At 38.0% G+C, this 26,175-nt stretch carries 20 protein-coding genes and 1 tRNA gene; 10 read left to right on the forward strand and 11 right to left on the reverse strand.

Annotation, left to right across the window (positions count from 1 at the left end; translation table 11 throughout):
- Nucleotides 1-13: 13 nt before the first annotated feature.
- From AC1M9A_RS00425 to serC, 3 genes are all read left to right on the forward strand, one after another.
- Entirely contained in the window at nt 14-673 is a 660-nt protein-coding gene (locus AC1M9A_RS00425) for a hypothetical protein (RefSeq protein WP_481609380.1), read from the forward strand.
- Nucleotides 674-990: 317 nt separating this feature from the next.
- Nucleotides 991-3,966: a DNA gyrase subunit A gene (gene gyrA, locus AC1M9A_RS00430; protein WP_481609381.1), complete on the forward strand. Its 2,976-nt coding sequence runs from the start codon at nt 991-993 to the stop codon at nt 3,964-3,966.
- Between the two features lie 525 nt (nt 3,967-4,491).
- Nucleotides 4,492-5,574, forward strand: a complete 1,083-nt coding sequence (gene serC, locus AC1M9A_RS00435) for a 3-phosphoserine/phosphohydroxythreonine transaminase (RefSeq protein WP_035266433.1) — start codon at nt 4,492-4,494, stop codon at nt 5,572-5,574.
- A gap of 83 nt (nt 5,575-5,657) precedes the next feature.
- Here the strand turns inward: serC and AC1M9A_RS00440 are convergent, their stop codons facing one another.
- From AC1M9A_RS00440 to argG, 6 genes are all read right to left on the reverse strand, one after another.
- Nucleotides 5,658-5,807, reverse strand: a complete 150-nt coding sequence (locus tag AC1M9A_RS00440; RefSeq protein ID WP_481609382.1) for a hypothetical protein — start codon at nt 5,805-5,807, stop codon at nt 5,658-5,660.
- A gap of 33 nt (nt 5,808-5,840) precedes the next feature.
- On the reverse strand, nt 5,841-6,782 hold the full coding sequence (locus tag AC1M9A_RS00445; RefSeq protein ID WP_035266435.1) for a hypothetical protein: 942 nt from the start codon (nt 6,780-6,782) through the stop codon (nt 5,841-5,843).
- A 152-nt stretch (nt 6,783-6,934) separates the two neighbouring features.
- On the reverse strand, nt 6,935-9,442 hold the full coding sequence (locus AC1M9A_RS00450; protein WP_481609383.1) for a TonB-dependent receptor plug domain-containing protein: 2,508 nt from the start codon (nt 9,440-9,442) through the stop codon (nt 6,935-6,937).
- 215 nt (nt 9,443-9,657) lie between these two features.
- Nucleotides 9,658-10,314, reverse strand: a complete 657-nt coding sequence (gene rnt, locus AC1M9A_RS00455; protein ID WP_035266446.1) for a ribonuclease T — start codon at nt 10,312-10,314, stop codon at nt 9,658-9,660.
- Nucleotides 10,299-11,333 carry a dihydroorotase gene (gene pyrC / locus AC1M9A_RS00460; protein ID WP_092766254.1) on the reverse strand — a complete coding sequence of 345 codons (1,035 nt, stop codon included), beginning with the start codon at nt 11,331-11,333 and terminating at the stop codon, nt 10,299-10,301. The genes rnt and pyrC overlap by 16 nt, the downstream gene beginning before the upstream one ends.
- Nucleotides 11,334-11,559: 226 nt before the next feature.
- Entirely contained in the window at nt 11,560-12,900 is a 1,341-nt protein-coding gene (argG, locus tag AC1M9A_RS00465) for an argininosuccinate synthase (RefSeq protein ID WP_092765981.1), read from the reverse strand.
- A 427-nt stretch (nt 12,901-13,327) separates the two neighbouring features.
- Between argG and AC1M9A_RS00470 the strand changes: the two genes are divergently transcribed.
- The 7 genes from AC1M9A_RS00470 to AC1M9A_RS00500 all read left to right on the forward strand — a co-directional run bounded on the left by AC1M9A_RS00470 (nt 13,328) and on the right by AC1M9A_RS00500 (nt 21,304).
- Nucleotides 13,328-15,361: an oxidoreductase gene (locus AC1M9A_RS00470; RefSeq protein ID WP_481609384.1), complete on the forward strand. Its 2,034-nt coding sequence runs from the start codon at nt 13,328-13,330 to the stop codon at nt 15,359-15,361.
- A 97-nt stretch (nt 15,362-15,458) separates the two neighbouring features.
- Nucleotides 15,459-15,548, forward strand: a tRNA-Ser gene (locus tag AC1M9A_RS00475).
- Between the two features lie 420 nt (nt 15,549-15,968).
- Nucleotides 15,969-16,502: a fimbrial protein gene (locus AC1M9A_RS00480; protein WP_035266450.1), complete on the forward strand. Its 534-nt coding sequence runs from the start codon at nt 15,969-15,971 to the stop codon at nt 16,500-16,502.
- A gap of 100 nt (nt 16,503-16,602) precedes the next feature.
- Nucleotides 16,603-17,313 carry a fimbrial biogenesis chaperone gene (locus AC1M9A_RS00485; protein ID WP_481609671.1) on the forward strand — a complete coding sequence of 237 codons (711 nt, stop codon included), beginning with the start codon at nt 16,603-16,605 and terminating at the stop codon, nt 17,311-17,313.
- Nucleotides 17,314-17,411: 98 nt separating this feature from the next.
- Nucleotides 17,412-19,925 carry a fimbria/pilus outer membrane usher protein gene (locus AC1M9A_RS00490; protein WP_481609672.1) on the forward strand — a complete coding sequence of 838 codons (2,514 nt, stop codon included), beginning with the start codon at nt 17,412-17,414 and terminating at the stop codon, nt 19,923-19,925.
- The gene (locus AC1M9A_RS00495; RefSeq protein ID WP_481609385.1) at nt 19,922-20,929 is read left to right on the forward strand and encodes a fimbrial protein; all 1,008 of its coding nucleotides are present in this window, start codon (nt 19,922-19,924) and stop codon (nt 20,927-20,929) included. Before AC1M9A_RS00490 ends, AC1M9A_RS00495 begins: the two co-directional genes overlap by 4 nt.
- 102 nt (nt 20,930-21,031) lie before the next feature.
- Entirely contained in the window at nt 21,032-21,304 is a 273-nt protein-coding gene (locus tag AC1M9A_RS00500) for a hypothetical protein (protein ID WP_481607099.1), read from the forward strand.
- 89 nt (nt 21,305-21,393) lie between these two features.
- On the opposite strand, the gene AC1M9A_RS00505 is transcribed toward AC1M9A_RS00500, so the two are convergent.
- Genes AC1M9A_RS00505 through AC1M9A_RS00525 form a run of 5 tightly spaced genes read right to left on the reverse strand, consistent with a single transcriptional unit; the run spans nt 21,394 to nt 26,033 of the window.
- Nucleotides 21,394-22,182 (reverse strand): ABC transporter ATP-binding protein, encoded by a 789-nt coding sequence (locus AC1M9A_RS00505; RefSeq protein ID WP_481609386.1) that lies wholly within the window; start codon nt 22,180-22,182, stop codon nt 21,394-21,396.
- Complete coding sequence (locus AC1M9A_RS00510; RefSeq protein ID WP_481609387.1) at nt 22,179-23,195, reverse strand: FecCD family ABC transporter permease; 1,017 nt, start codon at nt 23,193-23,195, stop codon at nt 22,179-22,181. The genes AC1M9A_RS00505 and AC1M9A_RS00510 overlap by 4 nt, the downstream gene beginning before the upstream one ends.
- A 1-nt stretch (nt 23,196) precedes the next feature.
- Nucleotides 23,197-24,234 (reverse strand): FecCD family ABC transporter permease, encoded by a 1,038-nt coding sequence (locus tag AC1M9A_RS00515; protein ID WP_481609388.1) that lies wholly within the window; start codon nt 24,232-24,234, stop codon nt 23,197-23,199.
- Nucleotide 24,235: 1 nt separating this feature from the next.
- Nucleotides 24,236-25,186, reverse strand: a complete 951-nt coding sequence (locus AC1M9A_RS00520) for an ABC transporter substrate-binding protein (protein WP_481609389.1) — start codon at nt 25,184-25,186, stop codon at nt 24,236-24,238.
- A 37-nt stretch (nt 25,187-25,223) separates the two neighbouring features.
- A complete protein-coding gene (locus AC1M9A_RS00525; protein ID WP_481609390.1) occupies nt 25,224-26,033 on the reverse strand; it encodes a siderophore-interacting protein in 810 nt (269 codons plus the stop codon).
- Between the last annotated feature and the right edge of the window lie 142 nt (nt 26,034-26,175).

Genomic DNA, 26,175 nt, shown 5'->3' on the forward strand with positions numbered 1-26,175 from the left:
TCTGTTTTTAATCATGCCCTTTTCCAAAGCCGCCCATATCCTGTTCATTAGTTTTCTGCTGATTGCGCTTTATCTTGGTATTTGTATTCATACTGCCTTGAATGCACCGCCTGAGGTGACTCAGTATTTATTTAGTGAGTCAGGCGCTTTTGAAGTCATGAGTCCATGGTTATGGTACTTGCTGGCAGTGCTGTGTTTGCTTAATGTTGAAATCAAACCCCATACCCGAGTATTTACGGCTATAGCAGCGACATTGTTGGGATTACGGGAAATGGATTTTCATAAGCAGGTGTTTGAAATGAGTTTTATCAAAACTAATTTCTATCGTAGTGCTGAAATTCCGCTCATGGATAAGCTACTCGGATTTATTTTATTGCTCGGCATTATCTTTGTCTTTCTGGTATTGGTGAAAAAATTGGTTCAAACCATACAAAGCATGAAAGATTCATTGAATATTGCACATTTTTTTATTTTCCTCACCATTGCCTGTGGCGGACTAAGCAAAGTGCTGGATCGCACGACCTCAACCCTGAAAGATGAATTCGGCATCCAGTTGGTGCTGCATACTCAAATCATGATTATGACCATTGAGGAAGGGGTGGAGATGTTATTGCCAGTTCTATTGATTGTGGCTGTGCTGAGCTATCGTAAAGTACTGAACCAGGCACAATAAAAATATAGAAAAAATTATGAAGATGCGCCAGTTGATTGGCGCATTTTTTTTGTACTAATGTATTTCTCAAAATTTTGGATTTTGAAAAATCCTGTCTGGATGCGCTAATTTTTGGTTTTGAAATAACAAGAAAATGATCGCTAAAATGAAGATAATTAACAAGGTTAGGCTGAATATTTCGACACAAAAATACAAGTGTTTATGCTATAATTTAGGGCTGTATTTTAGTTTTAACTCAGTCGTTTGAGTTAATGATTTTGCTAGTTTTACGACATATAAATACAAGCCAAAATTGGCTTGTAGAATAAGGAGTATGCATGAGCGTATCGGAAATTAGACCGATTGCCATTGAGGATGAACTTAAAAGCTCATATCTCGATTATGCGATGAGCGTGATTGTGTCACGTGCATTGCCCGATGTACGAGATGGTTTAAAACCTGTTCATCGTCGTGTGCTTTTCGCAATGCACGAATTAGGCAATGACTATAACAAAGCTTACAAAAAGTCTGCACGTGTAGTCGGTGACGTGATAGGTAAATACCATCCTCATGGTGACTCTGCTGTATACGAAACAATCGTTCGTATGGCACAAGATTTCAGTTTACGTTATCAGTTGGTTGATGGTCAGGGTAACTTTGGCTCTGTCGATGGTGACAGTGCAGCAGCGATGCGTTATACCGAAGTGCGTATGCGTAAATTAACGCATGAACTGTTAGCTGATTTAGAAAAAGATACAGTAGAGTGGGAAGATAACTACGACGGTTCAGAGCGTATTCCACAAGTTATGCCAACTCGTGTGCCAAATTTACTCATTAATGGTGTCACGGGTATTGCTGTAGGTATGGCAACCAATATGGCGCCGCATAATATGACTGAAGTGGTCAATGCGTGCTTAGCCTATGCCAATAATCCGAATATCAGTATTGAAGGATTGATGGAGCATATTTCGGGTCCAGACTTTCCTACAGGCGGTATCATTTACGGTAAATCAGGTATTGTTGATGCTTATCGTACTGGTAAAGGTCGTTTATTTATTCGTGGTAAGTACCATTTAGAAGAAGACCAAAAAACAGGTCGCACGACGATTGTATTCACTGAAATTCCATATCAAGTGAACAAAGCAAAAACGATTGAACGTATTGCTGAACTTGTGAAAGAGAAGAAGCTCGAAGGTATTTCAGAGTTACGCGATGAATCTGATAAAGAAGGTATGCGTATTGCAATTGACTTAAAGCGTGGTGAGAACGCTGAAGTAATTGTCAATAATTTATTCCAAAATACTCAGCTTCAAAATTCATTCAGTATTAATATGGTTTGCTTGGATAATGGCCAGCCAAAGCTGATGAATTTAAAGGACATCATTGCTGCTTTCATTCGCCATCGTCAAGAAGTTGTAACACGTCGTACGATGTTCGAATTACGTAAGGCACGTGAACGTGGTCATATCTTGGAAGGTTTAACGGTTGCTTTAGCAAATATTGATGCCATCATTGAAACCATTAAAACCTCTGCGAATCCGCAAGAAGCACGTGAACGTTTGCAAGCAGGAGAATGGTCTGCAGGTGGCGTAGTTGCTTTATTAGAAAAAGCAGGTTCAGTTTCTGTTCGCCCAGATGAAATTGAAGGCGAAGATCCTAATAAACCGTTTGGATTATCTGGCAATATTTATCGTCTCTCACCAACTCAAGTGGGTGCAATTTTAGAATTACGTTTGCATCGTTTAACTGGTTTAGAACAAGATAAGCTGCATGCAGAATATTCTGAAATTTTGGCACAAATTGCAGAGTTGACAGCAATTCTTAATGATTTTGAATTGTTGATGAATGTGATTCGTGAAGAACTTGCACTTATTCTTCAGCAATATGGTGATGAGCGTCGTACTGCGATTGTAGAATCTCGTGTAGATTTCTCTCGTGAGGATTTAATTCCAGAAGAACAAGTTGTTTTAACCGTTTCTCAATCAGGCTATGCGAAAACACAGCCACTTTCTGATTATGCTGCGCAACGTCGTGGTGGGCGTGGTAAATCAGCAACGTCTATGAAAGAAGATGATTACATTCAACATTTGATTGTGACATCTAACCATGCAACAGTTTTATGCTTTACCAATGTCGGTAAAGTCTATCGCTTAAAAGTTTTTGAAGTGCCTCAAGCTTCTCGTGGTGCAAAAGGTCGTCCTATGGTGAACTTATTGCCATTAGATGAAAATGAGACAATTACTGCTATTCTGCCAGTGATTGATGCACCGAAGAAATTTAAAGAACGTCTAGCCGATTTCCGTCAGTTTGTTAAATCTCATCAAGCTCAATTACAGCAAAACGAAATCATTGCTGCACACTATGATGCATTAGAAAAATCATTTGCTGATCTAGCAGATGGTGACGATCTATCGGACGAATTGCGTACACATCTGAAAGAGTTAGGAGTTGAATTATCAACTACAGATCTTGATGATGAAGTAGTAGTTGAATTTGCTGAGCTTGCAGAAAACTTACGTAAAAACTTCTATGTCTTTATGGCAACTGAATACGGTACGATCAAGCGAGTTGAACTTGAGCAGTTCTCTAATGTACGTTCAAATGGTTTACGTGCAATCGAGTTAGCTGGAGATGACCGTTTAATCGGTGTTGCGATTACTGACGGTGAACAACAAATTATGTTGTTCTCGAATGAAGGTAAAGCGATTCGATTTGCAGAAACTGATGTACGTGCAATGGGTCGATCTGCGAAAGGTGTACGTGGTATGCGTGTCACCATTGGATTGGCTCAAGCGGAAGAAATTGAAGATAATGATGTAGATTCAGAAGATGAAGATACGGATTCTAATTTCCTAAGCCGTATTGTTTCATTAGTCGTTGTTCCGGAAACAGGTGAAGTGCTTTGTGCTTCAGCAAATGGTTACGGTAAGCGTACGCCAGTGGATGACTTCCCGACCAAGAAACGTGGTGGTAAAGGCGTCATTGCGATCAAGACATCTGATCGTAATGGTGAGCTAGTTGGTGCGGTAGCGATCGATGTCAGCAAAGAAGTCATGCTGATTTCTGATGGTGGTACGCTAGTACGTACTCGTGCATCTGAAATTGCTCAGACGGGTCGTAATGCACAAGGTGTACGTTTAATCCGCTTAGGTGAAAACGAGACATTGGTTGGTGTTGAAGCGATTGAAGCTGTTGAGGAAGATGATTTTATAGAATCAGTTGAAGGTGAAGAGGCTTCAATTGAATCTAATGAATCAGTAGATACTCAAGAAATTGATACGACTGATAGCGATGAAAAATCTACAGATGAATAATTTGTAGGAATTAAAAAAGGACGCTGAAGCGTCCTTTTTTAATTAACAATAGTCTAAAAAAGAATTTTAATTAAAAATGAAACTCAAATTTAATTATAGCTTGCTGATTGTAATAGCACTGTTTATAACAGCATGTAGTGAACCCTTTCATTTCAGCTGAATGAAGGAGAGAGGGGAATCTGAGGAATATTGTTCATAAACAAAACATTCAGCTGTAAATACTGATGCGCTTTATAATGGTGAGATGTTTTAAGTGTTCGCTTGAAATGAAAGACAATACAACGAAATAGTCATAATAAATTTTGTCAGATTGAGAGCTGTTGTAGTGAGCGATTTAAACTTACTAACTACGGTGTCTCTCAAAATATAGTAAACATAAATCTCTGATAAATGTAGAGCTTATTGAAAAAATAGCTTTAGTGTGAAAACAAGATTGAAATTATTTAAGTTGAATATACTGCAAGCTATGGTTATCTGTGGTTAAATGCCATCATTTTATTGTGTTTCACTCTGAAAGGAAAAATCATGCGCGCGTACAACTTCTGTGCTGGTCCTGCTGCATTACCTACTGCTGTATTAGAAAAAGCTCAAGCTGAGATGCTTGATTGGCAGGGTAAGGGCCTATCAATCATGGAAATGAGTCATCGTAGTGCAGACTACGTCGCTGTCGCTGAAAAAGCAGAAGCAGACTTACGCAAGTTGATGAATATTCCTGAGAATTACAAAGTGCTTTTCTTACAGGGTGGTGCTTCTCTACAATTCTCTGCGATTCCATTGAATCTATTAGGGAAAAATAACAAAGCAGATTATATCCATACTGGCATTTGGTCTGAAAAAGCTTTAAAAGAAGCAAAACGTTATGGCGAAATTAACGTGATCGAAGCTGGTATTAAAGATGCAGATGGTAATCTTGCAATTTCTGATGAAAGTACATGGAATTTATCTGCTGATGCTGCCTATGTTCATTATGCCGATAACGAAACGATTGGTGGTATTCAATTTAAAAATATCCCAACTACGGATAAACCACTGGTTGCAGATTTATCTTCTAGTATTTTGTCGGCACCAATTGATGTTTCAAAGTTCGGTCTTATTTACGCGGGTGCGCAAAAAAATATCGGTCCTGCTGGTTTAACATTGGTAATCATTCGCGATGATTTATTAGATCAAGCAAAAGAAGAAATTCCGAGCATCTTGAAGTATTCAGCGCAAGCGAAGAACGATTCTATGGTGAATACACCTTCTACTTATGCTTGGTATTTATCAGGCTTAGTATTTGAATGGTTGCTTGAACAGGGTGGTGTAGAGGCAATTCATCAAGTGAACCAGCAAAAAGCTGAATTATTGTATGGTTATATTGATTCAAGTGACTTCTATGCAAATCCAATTGCGAAAGAATATCGTTCAATTATGAATGTGCCATTTACATTGGCGAAGCCTGAACTTGAAAAGCAATTCCTGAAAGAAGCAGAGGAAAATAATTTATTAAATCTTGCAGGACATCGTTCAGTAGGTGGTATGCGTGCGAGTATTTACAATGCAGTGCCACTTGAAGGTGTACAAGCTCTTGTGAAATTTATGGATGATTTTGCGAAGCGTAACGCTTAAAATCAGTCTGTAAAAAAAGCCTGTCATATGACAGGCTTTTTTTATGCACTAAAACGCAGATGAAAGTAATCAATGCTACTTTATTAAAATGCTGGAATAAGATTGGTAAAGTGGAAAATAAAAGCAGCGAGGAAAACACCTAAGAAAAAGAAACAGTAAGCACCCTTGTCTACACGAATACGAGGGGGTGCTTGTTCCATTAAGCCTGTTGATTGTTCCGGTATAATTTTCATCTAGGAGCCTAAATATTACTTTATAGTTAAATCCTATTTATTTGATGTATTTTTAGCATAAATATTCGCCTGAATCCATATATTTCCACGAATATATTGACCAATTTCGAAATTTTTATAATTCTCATCCTTAGTCGCGATACGAATAAGTGTAGCAGGTTGGTTTTCTTCTAAAATAAGTGTTACATCATAAAGTTGATAAAATTGATCGTTGAACTGCATTTGGGTCTTGCCAACCACTTTTCCTTGGAACCAGGCCTCATCTTCCTGACCCATGGTTTCACCGTACAAGTAAGCCACCATTTTCGAAAAATCGACCGTTACAGGTTCTTTATCGGCATCTGATTTAGGTTCCCAAGCATCAATCAGCTGCTGTAAATTATCTGGCGCTACACCATTGTGTTCACTCAAAATTTCATTTAAAGCACGATGGTGTTTAATTGAAGCTGGATCATCCACAACAATTTGTTCTTGATCAGCAACTTTTTCTAGCTCATAAGCCCACGCATTTAATTGGACTTTATAAGATTGATTTTTTTGGTATTGAATTTGGTTAACACTGTATAAGCTATCAAAAGCATAAACCACACTATTATCACTAACTTTTAATTGTAACACTGCTTGCGTGTTGGACTTACATGTAATGATGCGTTCAATCGTCGCGTTCAACGTATAAGGACTATCAAAAGTAGGGAAGGCTGTTTTGACTGCTTTAGGTTTATTATCTTCTACAGCAATAACTTGAACCAATTGGATAGGTTGTTGTTTAGGTCCTTGAATTAGCCAAACATTCGGATCCATATCTTGTTCTTCAGCACAAATCCCCATCGGCATGACAGGTGCATTTAGTGCTTCACTCAACCATTTAGGAACCTGAACAGTCGGATCATCAGTTAACAGCGCCCAATGTTCTACATGGCTACCAAAGCTTTGATCTTCTATCGTAATAATTTCAGGTTTGTTTTGATTGTTCATATGCTCATTCTAAGATTGAGTGAATTACTTTATGTAATATCGAGGATAATTGATATTTTTCAAGTCTTGAATTGTTTTTTCTTTATGCAATCCAAAAGTTTAACGTGGCATAAATGAAAAAGAGCACCTAAGTGCTCTATGGGAATCATGAGTTAGAACTTAAATGTAACATCTGCAATGAATTGACGACCGATTTCAGGACTTGGTGTTGGTGTCACTGAGGATGTATTGGAAGAAAAATACTCATTTTTACGGTTAAGTACATTATTAATGGTTAAACCAAAAATAGTTTGCGTATTCTTTGAACTCGGTATTGTGTAGGTAGTACGCATATCCCAATTCAAAGCATTTTTCGTTTTATATGCAGTGTAAGTGTCATATTTCATACCATCGAGCTCATAGACAAATTCAGTTTTACTGGTACTCAGGGTTTTTTTCATACCTGGTGTCCCTGCACGATAGCTAAGATAATGATTAATATTTAAAGGAATATTATTAAAACCAATATTCCAATCTAGTCTAACTGTCCATGGAGTATTGAAATTATCAGTGGGTTTATCTTCAGCATTAATCAGTTTGCCATCATAATAAATTTGTGATGTACCTGTGTAGTAGTTGCTTTCATAGCTATCAAAATTACGATTTGTATCTGTCATATCGGCATTTAGGCTTAAATAATGCACAGAATTTTTAAATACAAGTGGTTTAATATTTTTTAAAGAGAAAGTTAATATTTCAGCTTCAGATTTTCCTGAGTTGTTATAAGACTTATTACCTTGCTGCTGGCGTAATTGGTCTTTGTTCTCTCGCTGAACATATTTTAAACCAGTATTGATGTTCCAAATATTGGTGTTAAAAGCAAATACAGATTCATCTGAAAACGGCGTATCCAGCTCTGACCTTGATTTGAAGGATGGCATAAACGTCGGGTCGAGTTCCCAATCTTCAGAAAGACTATTTCTCTTAAATTTTGTCTGTAATCGACCTCGTTGAGCTTGTAATTCGTTGGCGAATGCGTTTAAACCATAATAGCGATTCCAACCAGCCGTGATAAATAATTGATCATTGCCAAATGGCTTCAAAACAAATGAACTACGAGGTGCAATATTGGTGTTTTGAGTCAGTGAATCATAATCAGCTCGTAAGCCTAAACTAGATTGAATAAATGGATTAACATAAATTGAATCTTCGAGATATGCATGCCAACGATCTTGGCGTACATTGATTTGTCCTGCATCATATTTAAATCGTTGTGTTAAATATTGCCCGTCAATTGAATTGCCTTCGTCACAAGCATCATAACGACGACCATCAGAAGCGTAACAGTTTAAGTTTTCAATATTTTTGGAAGAGATAGTAGTTGTGTAATAATTATTAGAAACTTCAGGTCTTTCCCAATACGCTTCATAATGACCATAACCTGCACCCATTTTGAATTGGTGTGATGAGTTCGCAAAGTTTATTGGTTCAAATAGGGCTTTGATTGAGTATTCGAGTTTTTTTTCTTCTTGTGATAATGAACCATAGTTTCCATAAGATTGCGTACTTAAATTAGGATTCCAATTCTTTGTTGAAGATCGAGCCCACACATACGCATCCTGCTCTGCCTTTCGCGAGTTTTTTTGTGTTTGATAATTAAGTTGTTGTTCTAACCGAACAGCATTTAATTTATTTTTTAAATTGATATAAATACTTTGACTATCAGATATTTGCGTGTTTTCTGAGTTTAAAAATGTAGCATTGAAGTACTCACCTTTATTTTCAAATAGCTGAGTTCCTATTTTTAATGAGGTTTTATCTGAAGGTGTATAGAAGAGTTCGACACCATAATTGCTCGCAGCACGTGTTTGGTCTAATTCTGCTGGCTCAATAAAATTCGTTTTTAATGGAATTAAGGAATGTCGAAAAGAGCCAAAAGCATTGAAACCTAATTGGTCTGTGAGATTACCATACAGTGTTGCACTGACTCCTTGTTTAGTAAAGAAAGGTTGATTTTTTTCACTGTTGGAGGTTTCAAATTCCTGTTGGCTTTCTGGATTAGGAAAGTTGATTTTAGACCAAGAATCAGATGTATAATCATAGGTAATATTACCGTGAATTTTGCCTATCTCAGTTTTTGGTGCGCAGGTTTCTGCACTCACTACACCGCCAGTAAATTCACCATATTCAGCGCTCACATTGCTATCAAGCAGTTTAATATTACAAATCAGGTCTGCATTGACTGCAACAGCTTGACTAGAGCCGAGTAGTTCATTATTTGAGTTCGATGTTGTTGCACCCACAGGGTTAATATTATTGTTGATGCTCATCCCATTGATTAGAAATTTATTTTCATAGGGTAAACCGCCATTGATGCTAATTTCGGCTGGGCTAAGTTCACCTTGTTGTAAGCCACTTTTAAAATTATTACCAAATTGCACATTAGGATTTACTTTTAAAAAATCAGTAATGTTCTTAGAACTATTGGGTGTCTTGTCTAAGTCATCCTTCGTATAAAGGGTTTTTCCAACTTCTTGTTGCTCAGTTGCATTCGTTACAATTGTATTGAGTTTGATTGAATCATCATTAGCTGTAGAATTTATTTCTGTTTCATTTGCACAAACTGTAGTTGAGAGAATCGTAAGAATGGCTAAATTTAATTTTGAGCGTACAAATGACATGATTTAACATTGAGAGAATAAAAACGATAGCGATTATCATTTAATAATACTTATTTCACAATATTAATGAGAATAATTATCAATACTATATTACGATTAACATAATATAAAAAAGCGATAGTTAAAAATTGGAACAAAAAGCCCCAATACTTTTCAATTAAGATCAATCCACAGGATGATCAAGATTTCTAAAATATTGGGGTATTTAAAGATTTTTACTCTGAAACGAGTGTTTCAAGTAAATGGGGCGCTAATTTATTTAAAATATAGCAGAATAATTCAGCTGTTTTCTGTGTGTCATACAAAGCAGAGTGGGCTTCTTTACCATCAAACTCGATGCCAGCTTGAATACATGATTTAGCCAAAACAGTTTGTCCGAACATCACAGCACTCAAAGTCACCGTATCAAAAACCGAGAAACTATGAAATGGATTTTGATTCTTAGTTCCAGTACGTGCAATTGCCGCTTTTAAAAAACCAAGATCAAAATGAGCATTGTGTCCAACTAGCACAGCATGTGTGCATTGTTGTTGTTTGCGTACCTCATTAATTGCTTTAAACATACGTTTAAGTGCAGACTTTTCATCTTCTGCCATCGCTACACGCATTGGATTAAAAGGATCAATGCCAATGAAGTCGAGTGAGCGACGATCTAAATTTGCACCTTCAAATGGATTGATGTGTGCATGATGCGCTTGACCAGGTACAAACTTTCCAGACTCGTCGTAAATGATTGGAATACATGCTATTTCGAGCAATGCATCAGTATCTGCATTAAAACCAGCTGTTTCCACGTCAACAACCACGGGTAGGAACCCGCGGAAGCGTTGACCGATGACAGGTAATGTTTCAGTGGTCACACTTTTCTCCATTGAATTGTTTTACCTGCATAAAGAGGAATGATCTGTTCGCCATCTAAATATTCAAGGCTTTCAGGAATCACTTGATCTTCTTTGATCAATGTAATGGTTTCAGTATTACGAGGTAAACCATAGAAATCCGCACCAAAGAATGAAGCGAAACCTTCAAGACGTTCAATTTTACCGACCTGATCGAATGCTTGAGCATACAATTCAATTGCAGTTGGAGCGCTATAGCATCCCGCACATCCACAGGCATTTTCTTTCGCATTTTTAGAATGCGGAGCGCTGTCAGTACCTAAGAAAAATTTAGGGTTGCCACTTGTTGCGACTTCTAACAAAGTTTGCTGATGTGTCTGGCGTTTTAAAATTGGCAAACAATAGAAATGCGGTTTAACACCACCAACCAACATGTCATTGCGATTGAATAACAAATGTTGTGGTGTAATCGTCGCTGCCACGTTGCGATCTTGCTCAAGTACAAAATGTGCAGCTTCGCTTGTGGTGATATGTTCTAAAACTAATTTCAATTTTGGAAATTGTTTAAGCAGCGGTGCTAAAACTTCATCTAAGAAACGTTTTTCACGATCGAAAATATCAACATGATGATGTGTTACTTCGCCGTGGAGTAAGAGAGGAACCTGATGTTCTTCAAGTTGCTCAATGACGCTATACACTTTACGTATATCACTAACGCCATTATCAGAATTCGTGGTTGCTCCAGCAGGGTAAAGCTTAATTGCATTTACATATGGAGATTTTTTAATTTTTTGTACTTCTTCAGGAGAAGTATGATCCGTAAAGTAAAGCACCATACGAGGATCGAATTTTACATTTTCAGGAACATGCGCCATGATTCTTTCACGATAGGCATGTGCCTCTTCCACAGTTTTTACAGGTGGAACTGTATTTGGCATACAGATTGCGCGATGAAATTGCTTCGCCAAATCAGGAACAGTACGTTGAAGTGCTAAACCATCTCTTAAATGAGCGTGCCAATCATCTGGCTGGATTAAAGTGATCGTATTCAAGGCAAGTCTTACTGAAAAAATAACATAGATGATAATCGATATTGCTTGAAATTGATAACGACAAAAGCCGATAAAAGGGGTTTTACATCTATTTGTGCTGATTAATATGGAAATGAGGCATACGTTAGATGAATGAGTCATTATCCATCTAGGGAACAATAATAGATTTTCACGTCCAAATAAAAAACCGCGCTCAAAGCGCGGTTTTTTGGGACTAAACTAAATCTTAGTTTTTGTCTTTAAGTTGTGGAACAGCAGAACCTGTACCGACAGCAAGTAAACCTGCACCAGTATAGATTCCTAACTTAGCGCGTGTATCTGTAATGTCTAGGTTACGCATGGTTAATTGACCAATACGATCCATTGGCGTGAATACAGAATCACCTTTTTCCATAGTTAAGCGTTCAGCTTCGTATGTAAGGTTCTCAGATTCAGTGTTCATAATGGTGTAATCGTTACCACGACGAAGTTCTAAAGTCACAGTACCTGTGATTGCTTTAGCAACCCAACGTTGCGCAGTTTCACGAAGCATAAGCGCTTGTGAGTCGAACCAACGACCTTGGTAAAGTAAACGACCTAAACGTAAACCGTTGATGCGGTACTGTTCAATGGTATCTTCGTTATGAATACCAGTCACAAGACGTTCGTAAGCAATGTGTAGAAGTGCCATACCTGGAGCTTCATAAATACCACGAGATTTCGCTTCGATGATACGGTTTTCGATTTGGTCAGACATACCTAGACCATGACGACCACCGATACGGTTCGCTTCAAGAATTAACTCAACTGGATCTTCAATACGTTGACCGTTAAGAGCAACAGGGAAGCCTTCTTCAAATGTGATTGAAACTTCTTCAGGTGCAATTTCAACGTCTTCTTTCCAGAATGCAACACCCATAATCGGTTCAACGATTTTGATACCAGCATCAAGATACTCAAGATCTTTCGCTTCGTGAGTTGCACCAAGCATGTTTGAGTCTGTTGAGTATGCTTTTTCTTTTGACATTTTATAGTCAAAACCGTTGTCGATGAGGAACTGTGACATTTCTGCACGGCCACCAAGCTCATCGATAAATGTTTGGTCTAACCAAGGTTTGTAAATTTTAAGTGCTGGGTTCGTTAATAGACCATAACGGTAGAAACGCTCAATGTCGTTACCTTTATAAGTAGATCCGTCACCCCAAATGTTGACGTCATCTTCTTTCATCGCAGTAACAAGCATTGTACCTGTGACTGCACGACCAAGTGGCGTTGTATTGAAGTAAGGTACACCACCTGTAGAAATATGGAATGCACCACATTGAATTGCTGCAATACCTTCTAATGCAAGTTGTAAACGGCAATCCACTAAGCGTGCTTTAACAGCGCCATAAGCTTCAGCTTTCTTTGGAATAGCATCGTAATCATCTTCATCTGGCTGACCTAAGTTTGCTGTATACGCATAAGGTTCAGCACCTTTTTGCTTCATCCACAATAAAGCAGCAGAAGTATCAAGACCACCAGAGAAGGCAATACCAACTTTTTTGCCTACAGGTACATTCTGTAAGATAGTTGCATTATCAGACATTGTTCATCCTAACGATAGAATATAGGCACCTAGAAAATTGGTAACCTGAAAAATATATTTCTTCAATTATAGCACTTTTCGTTGGTAATTTTTTTTAAAAAAAGATACGTGGTGCAAAAATATTTGAATAAATAGCAATATTTCGTCAAAACTCAAAAGTAATAAGCAAGTCTTAATCTAATTCATGATTCCTCTTGAAAATAACACAGCGTATTTGTAAAGATTTTTATGCATCAATTTATTTTATTGCAATTTTTCAATGCGAACTTAATGAAAAATATTTTTTGTAAGTGATTGAATATTAATATCTAATTCAATAGTTGGTAATTTATTATAGAAAAAGAAAAAAAATTGCCATAAACAGTTATGAAAAAAGAAGTATAGTTTTATGCAACAAGTTGCAAAGCCCATAAAATAAGGAATTGCCATGACAACTCGCTATGCAAATATATTAAAACCTCTTGATCTTGGTTTCACTACCCTAAAAAATCGTGTCGTGATGGGATCGATGCATACCGGTCTAGAAGATCGTTTTTATAATTATCCTAAATTAGCAGCATATTTTGGTGAGCGTGCTAAAGGGGGCGTAGGTCTCATCATTACAGGTGGTATTTCCCCTAACCGTCAGGGCTGGCTGCTTCCAGCTGGTGGCACAATGAATACCTTAGGTGATGTCGCCCCACACCGATTAGTGACACATGCAGTTCATAAACATGGTGCAAAAATTTTAATGCAAATTTTGCATTCAGGGCGTTATGGTTATCAACCATTTGTGGTTTCTGCAAGCCCAATAAAATCGCCGATCTCACCATTTAAACCACGTCAGATGTCAGAAAAACAAATTCTGGATACGATTCAAGATTATGCGGCTACAGCAAGTATCGCAAAAAAAGCTGGCTATGATGGTGTCGAAATCATGGGATCAGAAGGCTATTTGCTGAACCAATTTATGAGTCGTCATGTCAATCAGCGTACAGACCAATGGGGCGGGGAAATAGAAAACCGTATGCGCTTTGCAGTTGAAATTGTTAAGGCAATTCGCGCGAAAGTTGGCGAAAAATTTATCATTTGTTTCCGTTTATCTATGCTCGATTTAGTTCATGACGGTAATACAATGAATGAAGTGATCACGGTTGCTAAAGCGCTAGAAGAAGCGGGTATCACATTATTGAATACAGGTATTGGTTGGCATGAAGCTCGTGTTCCAACAATTGTAACCTCTGTTCCTCGTGCGGCATTTGTAGATTATACCGCAGAGGTGAAAAAACATGTGTCTGTGCCTGTGATTGCATCCAACCGAATCAATATGCCTGAAACTGCCGAAGCTATTTTGGCTGAAGGTAAAGCCGACATGATTCAAATGGCTCGTCCATTATTGGCGGATGCTTTCTGGGTGAATAAAACGGCAACTAATCGTGTTGATGAAATCAATACGTGTATTGCGTGTAATCAGGCTTGTTTGGATCATACTTTCAAAAATAAACGTGCCACATGTTTAGTGAATCCACGTGCAGCCTATGAAACTGAACTGGTTTATTTAAAAACCAAGAAGCCAAAAAAAGTAGCTGTTGTGGGTGGTGGTGTAGCTGGAATGTCGGCAGCGACTGTTGCTGCCAGTCGTGGTCATCTAGTTACTTTATTTGAAGCCACTAATGATGTAGGGGGACAATTCAACTTAGCGAAAGTTGTTCCTGGGAAAGAAGAATTTCATGAAACCATTCGCTATTTTAAAGTCCAAATTGAGCGTACTGGGGTTGAACTTCGTTTAAATACTAAAGTTAATCGTGAACAGCTTGAGCGTGAAGGCTTTGATGAAGTGATTGTTGCGACAGGCGTTGTACCACGTGCATTGAAGATCGAAGGAAGTGATGCACCACAAGTTTTATCTTATGCAGAAGTATTAAGAGGTGCGCCTGTGGGTCAAAAGGTAGCAGTAATTGGTGCTGGTGGTATTGGATTTGATGTGTCAGAGTTTTTATTAAAACCTGAACATCAGCCACAGCCACAACCTTTGGCAGAATGGAAACGTGAGTGGGGAGTTGATCCACATGTTCAGTATGTTTCTGAAGGTGGTTTACAACCTGCTGAAGTGGATCATCCAGTTCGCGAAATATATTTATTGCAACGTAAGACAACGCCTTTGGGTATAGGATTAGGTAAAACCTCTGGTTGGGTTCATCGTGCCCAATTAAAAAAACATCATGTGAAAATGTTGCGTGGCGTTCAATATAAATCAGTGAGTGATGAAGGTCTGTGGATCGAAGTTGGTGGGCATGATCAATTATTACGAGTCGATACTATCATTGTTTGTGCAGGGCAAGAATCTGTTAAAGAGATTATGCCATCAGAGGCTGAAACAACTTTAGCGAAATATCATATTATTGGTGGTGCAAAGCTTGCTGCTGAGCTTGACGCTAAGCGTGCGATTCGTGAAGGTGCTGAAATTGCAGCCAAAATTTAATAAATTTGAATCATTTGGTGAAACTATATTCACTTGAATGGTTTGATTGTAATTTTTACTTGTCATGATATGAAAAGCTTCGTATTATGGCGCACATGGAAGCGTGGCAGAGCGGTTTAATGCACCGGTCTTGAAAACCGACGAGGGTGTGAGTCCTCCGTGAGTTCGAATCTCACCGCTTCCGCCAAATACAAAAACCCTGACTAATGTCAGGGTTTTTTTATGAGCGAAATAATCGTGCATCATTGCATCATTGCATCATATTAAATATTTAGAATTATGACGGGATCATGACAGAATTTGTCTAAATCAAAAATTTCATAATATCGCTTTAATATATATAAATATTTTAAAAATTATTAATTTTATAGAGTAATTAAACTAAATTTTTTAAAATTCATAGTTACAAAAAAATACATGAATAATTAATTAATAATAAATAAAGAGTTAAAGATAAATTTACAAATGTGAAATGGTTTTAATGAAAATGGCAAAATGTGACTTTATTTACACTTATTTTGTAATGTAATACCATGCTTTTGCAATTTTTTGCATATCAATCGACATTTTTAAACATCCCACCATTCCCCGAATTAGAGTAAGACTAATGAAAAAAATCGCATTATTTTCAGCAGTTTTATTAGCTACGATTGCACAAGCAAATGCAGCTGATGGAACAATTACAATCAACGGTTTAGTTACAGATAAGACTTGTGACATTGTAACGCCACAAGGCAAAAACTTTACTGTGACTCTACCTACAGTTTCAAAACAAACGCTCGCTACAGCTGGTGAAGTCGCTGGTCGTACACCGTTCACGATCAATCTAAGTGATTGTTCAGAAGGTAAAGTCGCAACTTATTTCGAACCTGGTGCAACGGTCGATTTCAACACTGGTCGTTTAAATAACCAAGATGCTAATGGTGCTAAAAACGTACAAGTTCAATTGTTAGGAAGCAACAACCAACCTATTTTAGTTCAGCAGGCTGGTGCGAACGGTGCGCAAACTAACTCTCAGTGGGTTGATGTTGTCGATGGTGGAACTGCTGCACTTGACTACTATGCAGAATACTATGCGACTGGTGCTTCTACAGCAGGTCCTGTAACTACTTCAGTTCAATACACGATTATTTATCAATAATTTGTTTTTAAAATAGAGTTAAGTTGTTGATTAACTTGACTCTAATCAAATGTATTAAGTAGAGATCAATTGCATGCTAGGTTCATTTAAAAATATAACAATGACGTTGGGGCTATTGGCTTCGACAAGTTTTGCTCATGCTGAAATCATTATTCATGGAACAAGAGCAATATACCCAGCAAATGCAAGAGAAATCACACTACAGGTCAGTAACAATGGTGATAAACCATCATTGGTACAAGCATGGATTGATGAGGGTGATCCAAAGAGTAAGCCTGAACAATCTAAAGCTCCCTTCATTATTACACCGCCAATCTCGCGTGTTGATCCCACCAAGAGTCAATCGCTTCGAATCACGGCTTTGCCAAATGCAAAATCATTAAGTGGTGAGCAAGAAACTGTGTTTTGGTTGAATGTTTTAGATATTCCGCCTAAACCTAAAGCCAATGCTCAAAGCACGGAACCAGATAACTTCTTACAATTGGCAATACGCTCAAGAATTAAATTATTTTATCGACCAACAAATTTGAAAGATAAGGTTGCAGAAGCTCCAGCAAAATTACAATGGAAGCAAGTGGGTAATCAACTCCAGGTGATTAATCCAACGGCTTATCACGTCACAATCACATCGATATTAAGTCAACAAACTAATGGAAAATTGGTGGATTTGATGAAAGAAGGGATCATGGTGAGCCCCAAATCAAGTGAAAATATAAATCTAAAGTCAGCTATCACTCATAGTAAGTTGAGTTTTACAACGATTAATGATTTTGGTGGGCGTATTCAGACAGATTTGAAATTAAATCCCTAAATTAATGAATCAATATTCCTATTAAATATTAATAGGTAGGCAAAAAAATGCTGATCCGTAACCAAAAACAAGATGATGAAAAAAAACTTCCTACAATTATGATTGTTTTGGGGGCTATAACGTTCGGATTTACTTATTTAACGCCAGCACATGGTGAAGAGATTTCAAACGAATCATCAGCGGATGGTGTGGAATTTGACTCATCTTTTTTGATTGGTGAAAACGCACAATCAATTAATACAGATAGGTTTAAGTTTGGAAATCCTATTTTGCCAGGTGAATATAATGTTGATGTTTACGTAAATGGTAACTGGTATCGTAAGCATCGAGTTGTATTCAAGAATGAATTAAATAATAAATCAACAAATGCTTATACGTGTTTTGATGCAAAAACATTAATGCAGTTTGGTGTCAAAAAAGAGATTTTAAACTTTGAGCCGTCTAATTCTACTTCGACATCTTGTCAGCGTATTGAAAATTGGGTGAAAAATGCATTTTATGAGTTTGATTCTGCTCGTTTAAGACTAGATATTTCTATCCCTCAAATTGCGATGCAACAAAATGCTCAGGGCTATATCGACCCAAGTGCTTGGGATCGAGGGATTAATGCTGGATTTATTTCATACAGTGCCTCAGCATATAAAACAAAAAATAACTCTGAAACCAATCCTGAGATTAACAATGCCTTCATGTCTTTGGCAACTGGTGCAAATTTAGGTGGGTGGCAACTCCGTCATAATGGTCAATGGAAATGGTCTGATCACGAAGATCAGGGGCGTAATAAAAGTAGTTACGATGCAGTCACGACTTATGTACTACGTGCCTTTCCCCAATATCGAGGTATGTTGACACTCGGTGATTATTTTACCAATGGTGAATTATTTGATTCTGTAGGTTATCGCGGTCTAGATTTCACAAGTGATGAACGGATGTTACCCAATAGCATGACGGGTTATGCGCCCCGAATTCGTGGTAATGCTCGTACGAATGCTAAAATCGAAATTAAACAACAAGGTCAAATTATTTATCAAACTACAGTTGCACCGGGTAGTTTTGAAATTAATGATCTTTATCCCACTGGCTTTGGTGGTGAATTAGAAGTTTCAGTCATTGAATCTGACGGTCAAATTCAGCGCTTTTCTGTACCTTATGCATCAGTTGTACAAATGCTAAGACCTGGTATGAATCGTTATTCATTTACGATAGGTGAGTTTAGAGATAAGGATATTGATTTAGATCCATGGGTTGGTCAGGCAAAATATCAACATGGGATCAATAACTATATTACAGCCTATACAGGGCTACAATTTTCTGAAAATTATCAGGCATATTTAGTCGGTACAGCTTTTGCGACACCAATTGGTGCGATTGCAATTGATATCACGCAATCTGATGCTAAGTTTGATCGAAGAAAAGATCAAACTGGACAAAGTTATCGTTTGAGTTACAGCAAATTAATTAGCCCGACGAATACGAATTTAACTTTGGCTGCTTATCGTTATTCAACTGAAAACTTTTTGAAACTACGCGATGCCTTTTTAATCCAAGATTTGGATGAAAAGGGTGTAAGCTCAGGTCATGTAGGTAAGCAGAGAAGTGAGTTTACCATCACGTTAAACCAAGGATTACCAGATAATTTAGGCAATTTCTATGCTACAGGTTCTTGGAGTGATTATTGGAACACCAACCAAAAGTCTAAACAATATCAAGTTGGCTACAGTAATACTTATAATTTGCTGACGTATGGTTTATCTGCCATTAAACGAGAATTAGAAAATAACAATACGAATATGCGTAGCAGCGATACTGAGTATATGCTGACGCTTTCTTTGCCACTAACATTTAAAAAGAGCGCTTTAAATCTAAGTTCAATTACCACGCAAGATCGTATTAATGTAGGTGCGAGTGGTACAGTGGGCGAAAAATTCAATTACGGATTTTCGACTTCCGCTGATTATGGCAATAATCCAAGTTTTAACACTAATGTACAATATCGAACAAATTATTCAACTCTTGGCGCGTCTTATAGTTTGGCGGATCAATATCAACAAATGTTAGTCACAGCCCGAGGCAATGTAGTTGTACACCGTGATGGCGTACATTTTGGACCAGATCAGGGGCAAACGATGGTCTTGGTGTATGCCCCTGAAGCCTCAGGTGCAAAAGTAAATAATTCGACAGGTTTAGAAATTAATAAATCTGGTTATGCGATTATTCCTTATGTCACACCATATCGTCTGAATGACATTAGCTTGAACCCTGAAGAGATGTCGACAGATGTAGAGTTAATGGAAACAAGTCAAAGAATTGCACCTTATTCAGGCGCGATAACGAAAGTGAATTTTGCGACTAAATCAGGGAAGGCAATTTATATCAAAAGTGCGCTAAAAGATGGACAGTCTTTACCATTTGCAGCAGAAGTATTCAATTCTAATCAAGAAAGCATTGGTTTAGTTGCTCAAGGTGGTTTGGTTTATGTCAGAACTGCAGCACTCAAAGATACTTTAAACATCGTTTGGGGTGATGAGCCAGATGATCGTTGCCAAATCCAATATGATGTCACTGCGCATCAGTCTGAAAATATGATTACGACAGAGGCTCTATGTCAATGAAAACAAATATTTTAATAGGTGCTGTTGTACTCTCAGGTTTTGCCATAACTTCTGTTCAAGCAGCTTGTACACCTCAAGCTAACTTTAGAACAGTTGATATTAGCATGGCTGTTGGCAGAGTCGTAGTCAGACCATCTGATCCAGTAGGCCGAGTTTTAACCAAAAAAACGTTTCCAATTTCACCGAATGGTTCAAGTATTCGGTGTGATCGAAATCCTGTAAATATTAATGCAAGACTGATTCAAAATGGTCAGTTGAGTCCCGCTGGGGATTCAGTTTATGAAACCAATATTCCAGGTATTGGGATTAGGCTTTATCGTGAAGCCGCAAATAATCAAAATTTTTCAGGTTATTATCCATACACTCGTAGGTTAACGGCTAATACAACTTATAACTTAGATAATGGTTTTTTTGTTGTCGAAATTATCAAAACTGCAGTGAATACGGGTTCAGGTGTAATAGCACCGGGACGTTATAGTACTTATTATGTAGAGGGCTATCCTCAGCAAGCTTTTTTAACCAGCACAGTATATGGTAATGCGATTACGATTGCTTCAAGTTCATGTGAGATCCAAGGAAATATCAATAAAACGGTGAATTTACCTACAGTAAATAAATCTGATTTTAAAGGTGTTGGATCTACAGCGGGTGAGCAGGCATTTGATATGAATATCATATGTAATGGTGGAGATAATCCGACGAGTGTGACAGAAACAAACCGAATTAGCCTAAGCTTTGATTACACTTCAAATGGAAATAATTCAATCGTAAATGATGCAGCGTCAAATGTCAGAGCCAAAGGTGTAAATACACAATTAATTTCCAATTATCAAAATCAAAATAAAGTTATTACTCAAGGTGAGCAAATACAACTTGGCACCGTGAGCTCGAATCAAACGGTTCAATATAACTTGCCATTGAAAGCACGCTATATCCAAGTTGAAAACCAAGTAGAACCTGGTCGTGTGAGAGGTCAGGCAACGGTCACAATCCAATATCAATAGTGATATGTAGTTCACATTGATAAAAAATATTTAATTTATAATATTGTTTTAACTTTATTTTTATGTAAATTTAAAGATCGTATGCTTTATTGGGGAAAGGCAATGCGATCATTATTTATACTTATTCTAAATATGGTCATTTCGGTGCACGTCGTGCATGCTCAAAATATTGAATTTCAAGGTTCAGTCATTGAAAATTATAGCTGTTCTGAAAGTTCTTTAGAAAAATATTGTATTGAATTACATGAACTCATTCAGCAGTTAAAAGATCATCAAGTGACTCAAGATGATCGTTTAAGTTTAGATCATTATGTGGTTCAAGTAAGCAATGTAAATGGGCAAGATAAGAAAATGATTTCAGTTTATTACCACTAATTAATCTCAAAAGCTTGCAATGGAATAATGCTCTTCCATAAGAAATCTACGTTGTCATTCATGGAGATGGATTGAATTGGTATTGAAGATTAATCACCAAACTTATTTGGGATGACCAGTAACCTTTTTTTGAGTTGATCATCTTCAACCAGTCTGACTTCAGCATCTAAGTTATAGAGTTGATGGACTAATTGCTTTGTTAGAACATCTTCTGATTTTCCTTGTGCAATGATTTGACCATCTTTCATGGCAACTAGAAAATCGGCACAGCGTGCAGCAGTGGCTAATTCATGTAGAACCATCACTATGGTTTTACCTTGTGAGGCTAGAGAGCGGACTAAATTTAAAATATCGGCTTGATGACCGATATCGAGCATACTGATTGGTTCATCTAAAAGAATTAAAGGAGTTTGTTGTGCGAGTACCATTGCGATCCATGCACGTTGACGTTGACCTCCTGATAGATTACTTAAATTTTGATTTTTTAATTCGCTTAAATGGGTCGCAGACAAAGCGTCATCAATCGCTTTTTGGTCCTCGATGTTGAGTCGTTTAAACCAACCTTGATGTGGAAAACGACCGAAGCTTACTAACTGCTCAACTGTCATGCCGTTGGGTGCAGTTACATGCTGTGGAAGTAATGCGAGTTGCTTAGCGAGCAACTTTTTACTGAGTAAATTCAGTTGATTTTTTTCCCAAATGACTTGGCCTTGATCATATGGATGAATTTGAGCAATACATTTTAACAAGGTCGATTTTCCACAGCCATTTGGACCAATGAGGACGATGACTTGACCCTGCTGAAATTCAGCATTGATACCCTTCAAAACTTGATGGTGATTATATCCAGCACTTAATTGATTGATGATTAAACTCATGTACGACTCATACTTCTAGAATGACGATATAACAACCACAACAACAGTGGACCACCAACCATGCCGCTAATAATGCCTGCGGGAATTTCGACAGGGGCAAGCAAATTTTTTCCAAGTAAATCGGCACTTAAAACCATTAATGCACCAATACACATGGTTGGGAAAATCGGAAATAAATGATGAGGAAATGATTTAAATGCGATGATTGGTGCGGCAATAGCCACGAATCCAATGGGGCCCGCAATACTGACAGCGGTCCCAGCGAGAAACGCAGCAATAATAATGAGCATCAGTCTAATTTTAGATAAGGGTTCTCCTAGACTATCAATGACAGAATCAGGGAGAACCATTGCACTAAATAGTCGCCGCCACAGCACAATAATACTGATAAGCAGCATGATAAAAATCGAAGTTGGTAGCAAGATGCTGTAGCTTCGACCAATCAAACTACCACTACTAAAAATTAAAACATTACTGGTGTGCATTACTGGCAGTGTCGCAAGGATAAGGTCAAAACTGGCTTTCATGAGTGTTGCAATTCCGACCCCGATGACCAAAATACGATACCCTTGTGTTCCCACACCGCCTGAAGCAATTAAAATAAAAAAAACACAGAAGATCGCACCCATTAATGCTTGCCACCATTGACCTAACATACTAGAACTTGAGAGGAGAATGGTGAATGCCAAAGCAAGCACTGCACTGTCACTGATACCAAAAACATCTGGGCTCGCAAGAGGATTTTTGGTGATAATTTGAAGAATGAGACCAGATAAGGCGAGTGCAGCGCCAATCAATAAGGCTGCCAAAAGTCGTGGTAATCTAATCTTTTCAACGAGAAGTTGATGTGCAGCTGACGCATTGCCTGTAAATACATTCCATAGCGTATTCAAATTTAATGTGATTTCACCGTACATCAGGCTAAATAAACTAAGTGATATCAGTAGAATCGGAATGATTATCCAAGCCTTTATCATTGATTTTTGTTTTAAACGACTCAACAGAGAAGACATATTATTTCTCCGCCTGAATGATATTTTGTAAGTTATTTTGACGCACCATCCATATCAAAATAGGTGCACCTAATAAGGCTAAAAGAATACTGACAGGGGCTTCGAAAGGTTGCACGACTGCACGTGCAATGATATCCGCCATCAGCAACAACAACATGCCAAATAGTCCACTATAGATGAGCTGTTTCTGAATACTCTGAGCACCAATAGCTCGTGCAAAGTAAGGTGCAATCAAGCCTAAAAAGGCAATTGGTCCTGTTAATGCAACGGCACTTCCAGTTAATAAAACCACAGCTAAAATGCAGAATGCATCAAGTAGTTTCGTATTTAAGCCTAAGCTATTCGCCAGTTGATCACCAACTAAGCTAAGACCTAGAGGGCGTATTACCAATATAGCGATGATGAGTCCGATCGCCATTAAAATCAGTGCAAGACTGAGATATTGAATATCAACGCGATTGAGCGAACCTAAAACCCAAAAACGATAGTCGTCTAAGCCATTTTGGAAACTCAGAAGAATGGCAGCCATAAAACCTTGGAATGTACTGGTGATTGCCAGTCCAGCTAAGACTAAACGTGTAAGTGAGCTTTGACCTGTCATTTGACGAGGGGTGATGGCAAAGACCAATAATGCACTCACTAAAGCCCCAATCACCGCCCAAAAAAATAGTCCGAAGGTATCCATTTGAAGAACAATGGCCAAAACAATGGCAATAGATGCACCACTATTAATTCCGATTAATCCACTATCAGCCAAAGGGTTTTTAAGCAAGTTCTGAAGGATGACGCCTGAGATCGCTAAAGCTAATCCGACACTCACCGCCGCAATAGTGCGTGGAATTCTAATTTCCAATAGGGGAGTGATTGGTTCTAACGACCATTGACTTAGTGCCTGAAGAATAAGTTGCAAACTGTCTGTAAAGTAGGGCTGACCAGCGCCGTACGCGATCGACAAAACAGCGCAACAAAAAATAATTAAGCTAAGCACGATTCCCATCAGCGGGAATCGATCAAGTACAGTTGTAGCATTCTTCAGCATGTTAATTATGGAAATGCTTCAATACATCATCAATGGCATGTCGAGCAGCATGTGGTCCACCTATGCCAGTCCACATAGATGCATCCACCACGAAATAATGTTTGTTTTTTACAGCATTAAGACGTTGGAATTCTGGTAATTTTTCTAGTTCGTCCAGCTGCTTATCTGTGTTTAGATGGCTGCCAATGATGAGCCAGTCTGCATCAATTTGATCAAAACGTTCACGACTGATTGGGGGCGTATGGCTTGCACCTGGTTGTTGCTGATGTTGAGGTCGTGTTAAGCCAATATCTTTTAAAACTTGGCTCGCAAATGAATCATTTAACATATACACAGGTCCATTGGCTGTCCAACGAATGACACTGACTGATTGACCTTGTTGAGCATGTAATTTCTGTTGAGCTTCTTGCGCATATTGATCGTACGCTTCTAGAGCTTTTTGGGCTTGTTGTTCTTTGTTTAATAAATGAGCTACCTTTTTGAAACTGTCTTTCCATGGCTCTCCGCGTGCAAAACTGACTGCAGTGGGTGCAATCTGCTGCAATTGATTAATCATTTGTGTATCAATCATGCTTCCAGCAATAATTAAGTCAGGTTGTAACGTGAGAATTTGTTCCATGCTCGGTTGTCCAAAGTTACCGACGGAGGCGATCTGTTGTGTTTCATTTTTGAGGTAATCTGGAAAATTACTTTGACCTCGAACATAACTACTGCCTATAGGTTTTATTTCAAGCGCAATAGCACTATCCAAATCAAGTTCACTTAAAACCACAACACGTTGTGGCTGAACAGGAATCGTAACTTGACGACCTAAAGCATCTTCAATTTGTCGTGTCGTATTTATTTGAGATTCAACCGTCGCTTTACTGTCTCGTGAAGAAGGTTCATTCGACTGAGAACATGCTGTGAAGAGAGTGATAGCACTCAATATAATTGCAGTTTTATATTTCATATCTTTCTACATATTTCATTAAAATAATTCTATTCACTTATTCAACGGCATCCATCACTTGATGGCGTTCCTCATGATAAGCCTCTTCGTTGTGACCTTGCTTCCAATAAGGCACAGCATATAAATTGCTTTTGGGTAGCTGAAAGTTTTGTCTCAGTATTTTACGAAGTTCAACCACCGTTGAATTTTCACCCGCCAGTGATACTGAAATATCTTTATTTTTCCAGTCTAAGTTTTGCAAAGAATGACGGATGTTATTATTCAATTCATGAGGGCCTTTGCACCAATGAAGCTTAATGTGTTCAGGTTTATTCAGATGTATTTGGTCTGAATCATCTTCGATTTCGATCCAAACTTCACCATGAGCGTCTTTTGGTAATTGTTCAAGCGAGGCAGCGATCATCGGGATTGCTGAAAGATCTCCAACAAAAATCCAATATTCTGCATCGATTTTAAAACGTGCTGGTCCTCCTGGACCGGCTAGACCTAACAGATCACCTGGACTCGCATGCTTTGCCCAATCAGCCGCTATACCAAAATCTTCATGTCTTACAAAATCGATGACTAAAAGTTGCTGTTCTTCATCGAAATCTCGAACAGTATATGTCCGCGTAATTGGTTTCTTTCCATTTGGCCACGTAATTTTGCCTAAAGAATTTCGAAACGGGAGGTCAGGAGCTTGTTGATCAGGGTTAGGAAAAAACAATTTGATGTGCGCACCACCATCACATTTTGCATAACCTGTGAAATCTTCACTTTTAAACCTAATACGCTGTAAATGAGTGGAAATTTGTTCTGTTGAATGGACAGAAATATGTCGAGCTAGAGGAGGAGATTGTGTCGTCATTATTTAATCTTCTGTACTTATCAATGGAGTGAAGATCGTCGATACAGTAATACATGCGTCAGTCGACAGATTTGAATGGTTATTAATCTAAATCAAACAAATTAAATTTGCAAATGATAATCATTATATTTAATAATCTTTT

The organism is Acinetobacter sp. ANC_7634 (assembly GCF_056779875.1).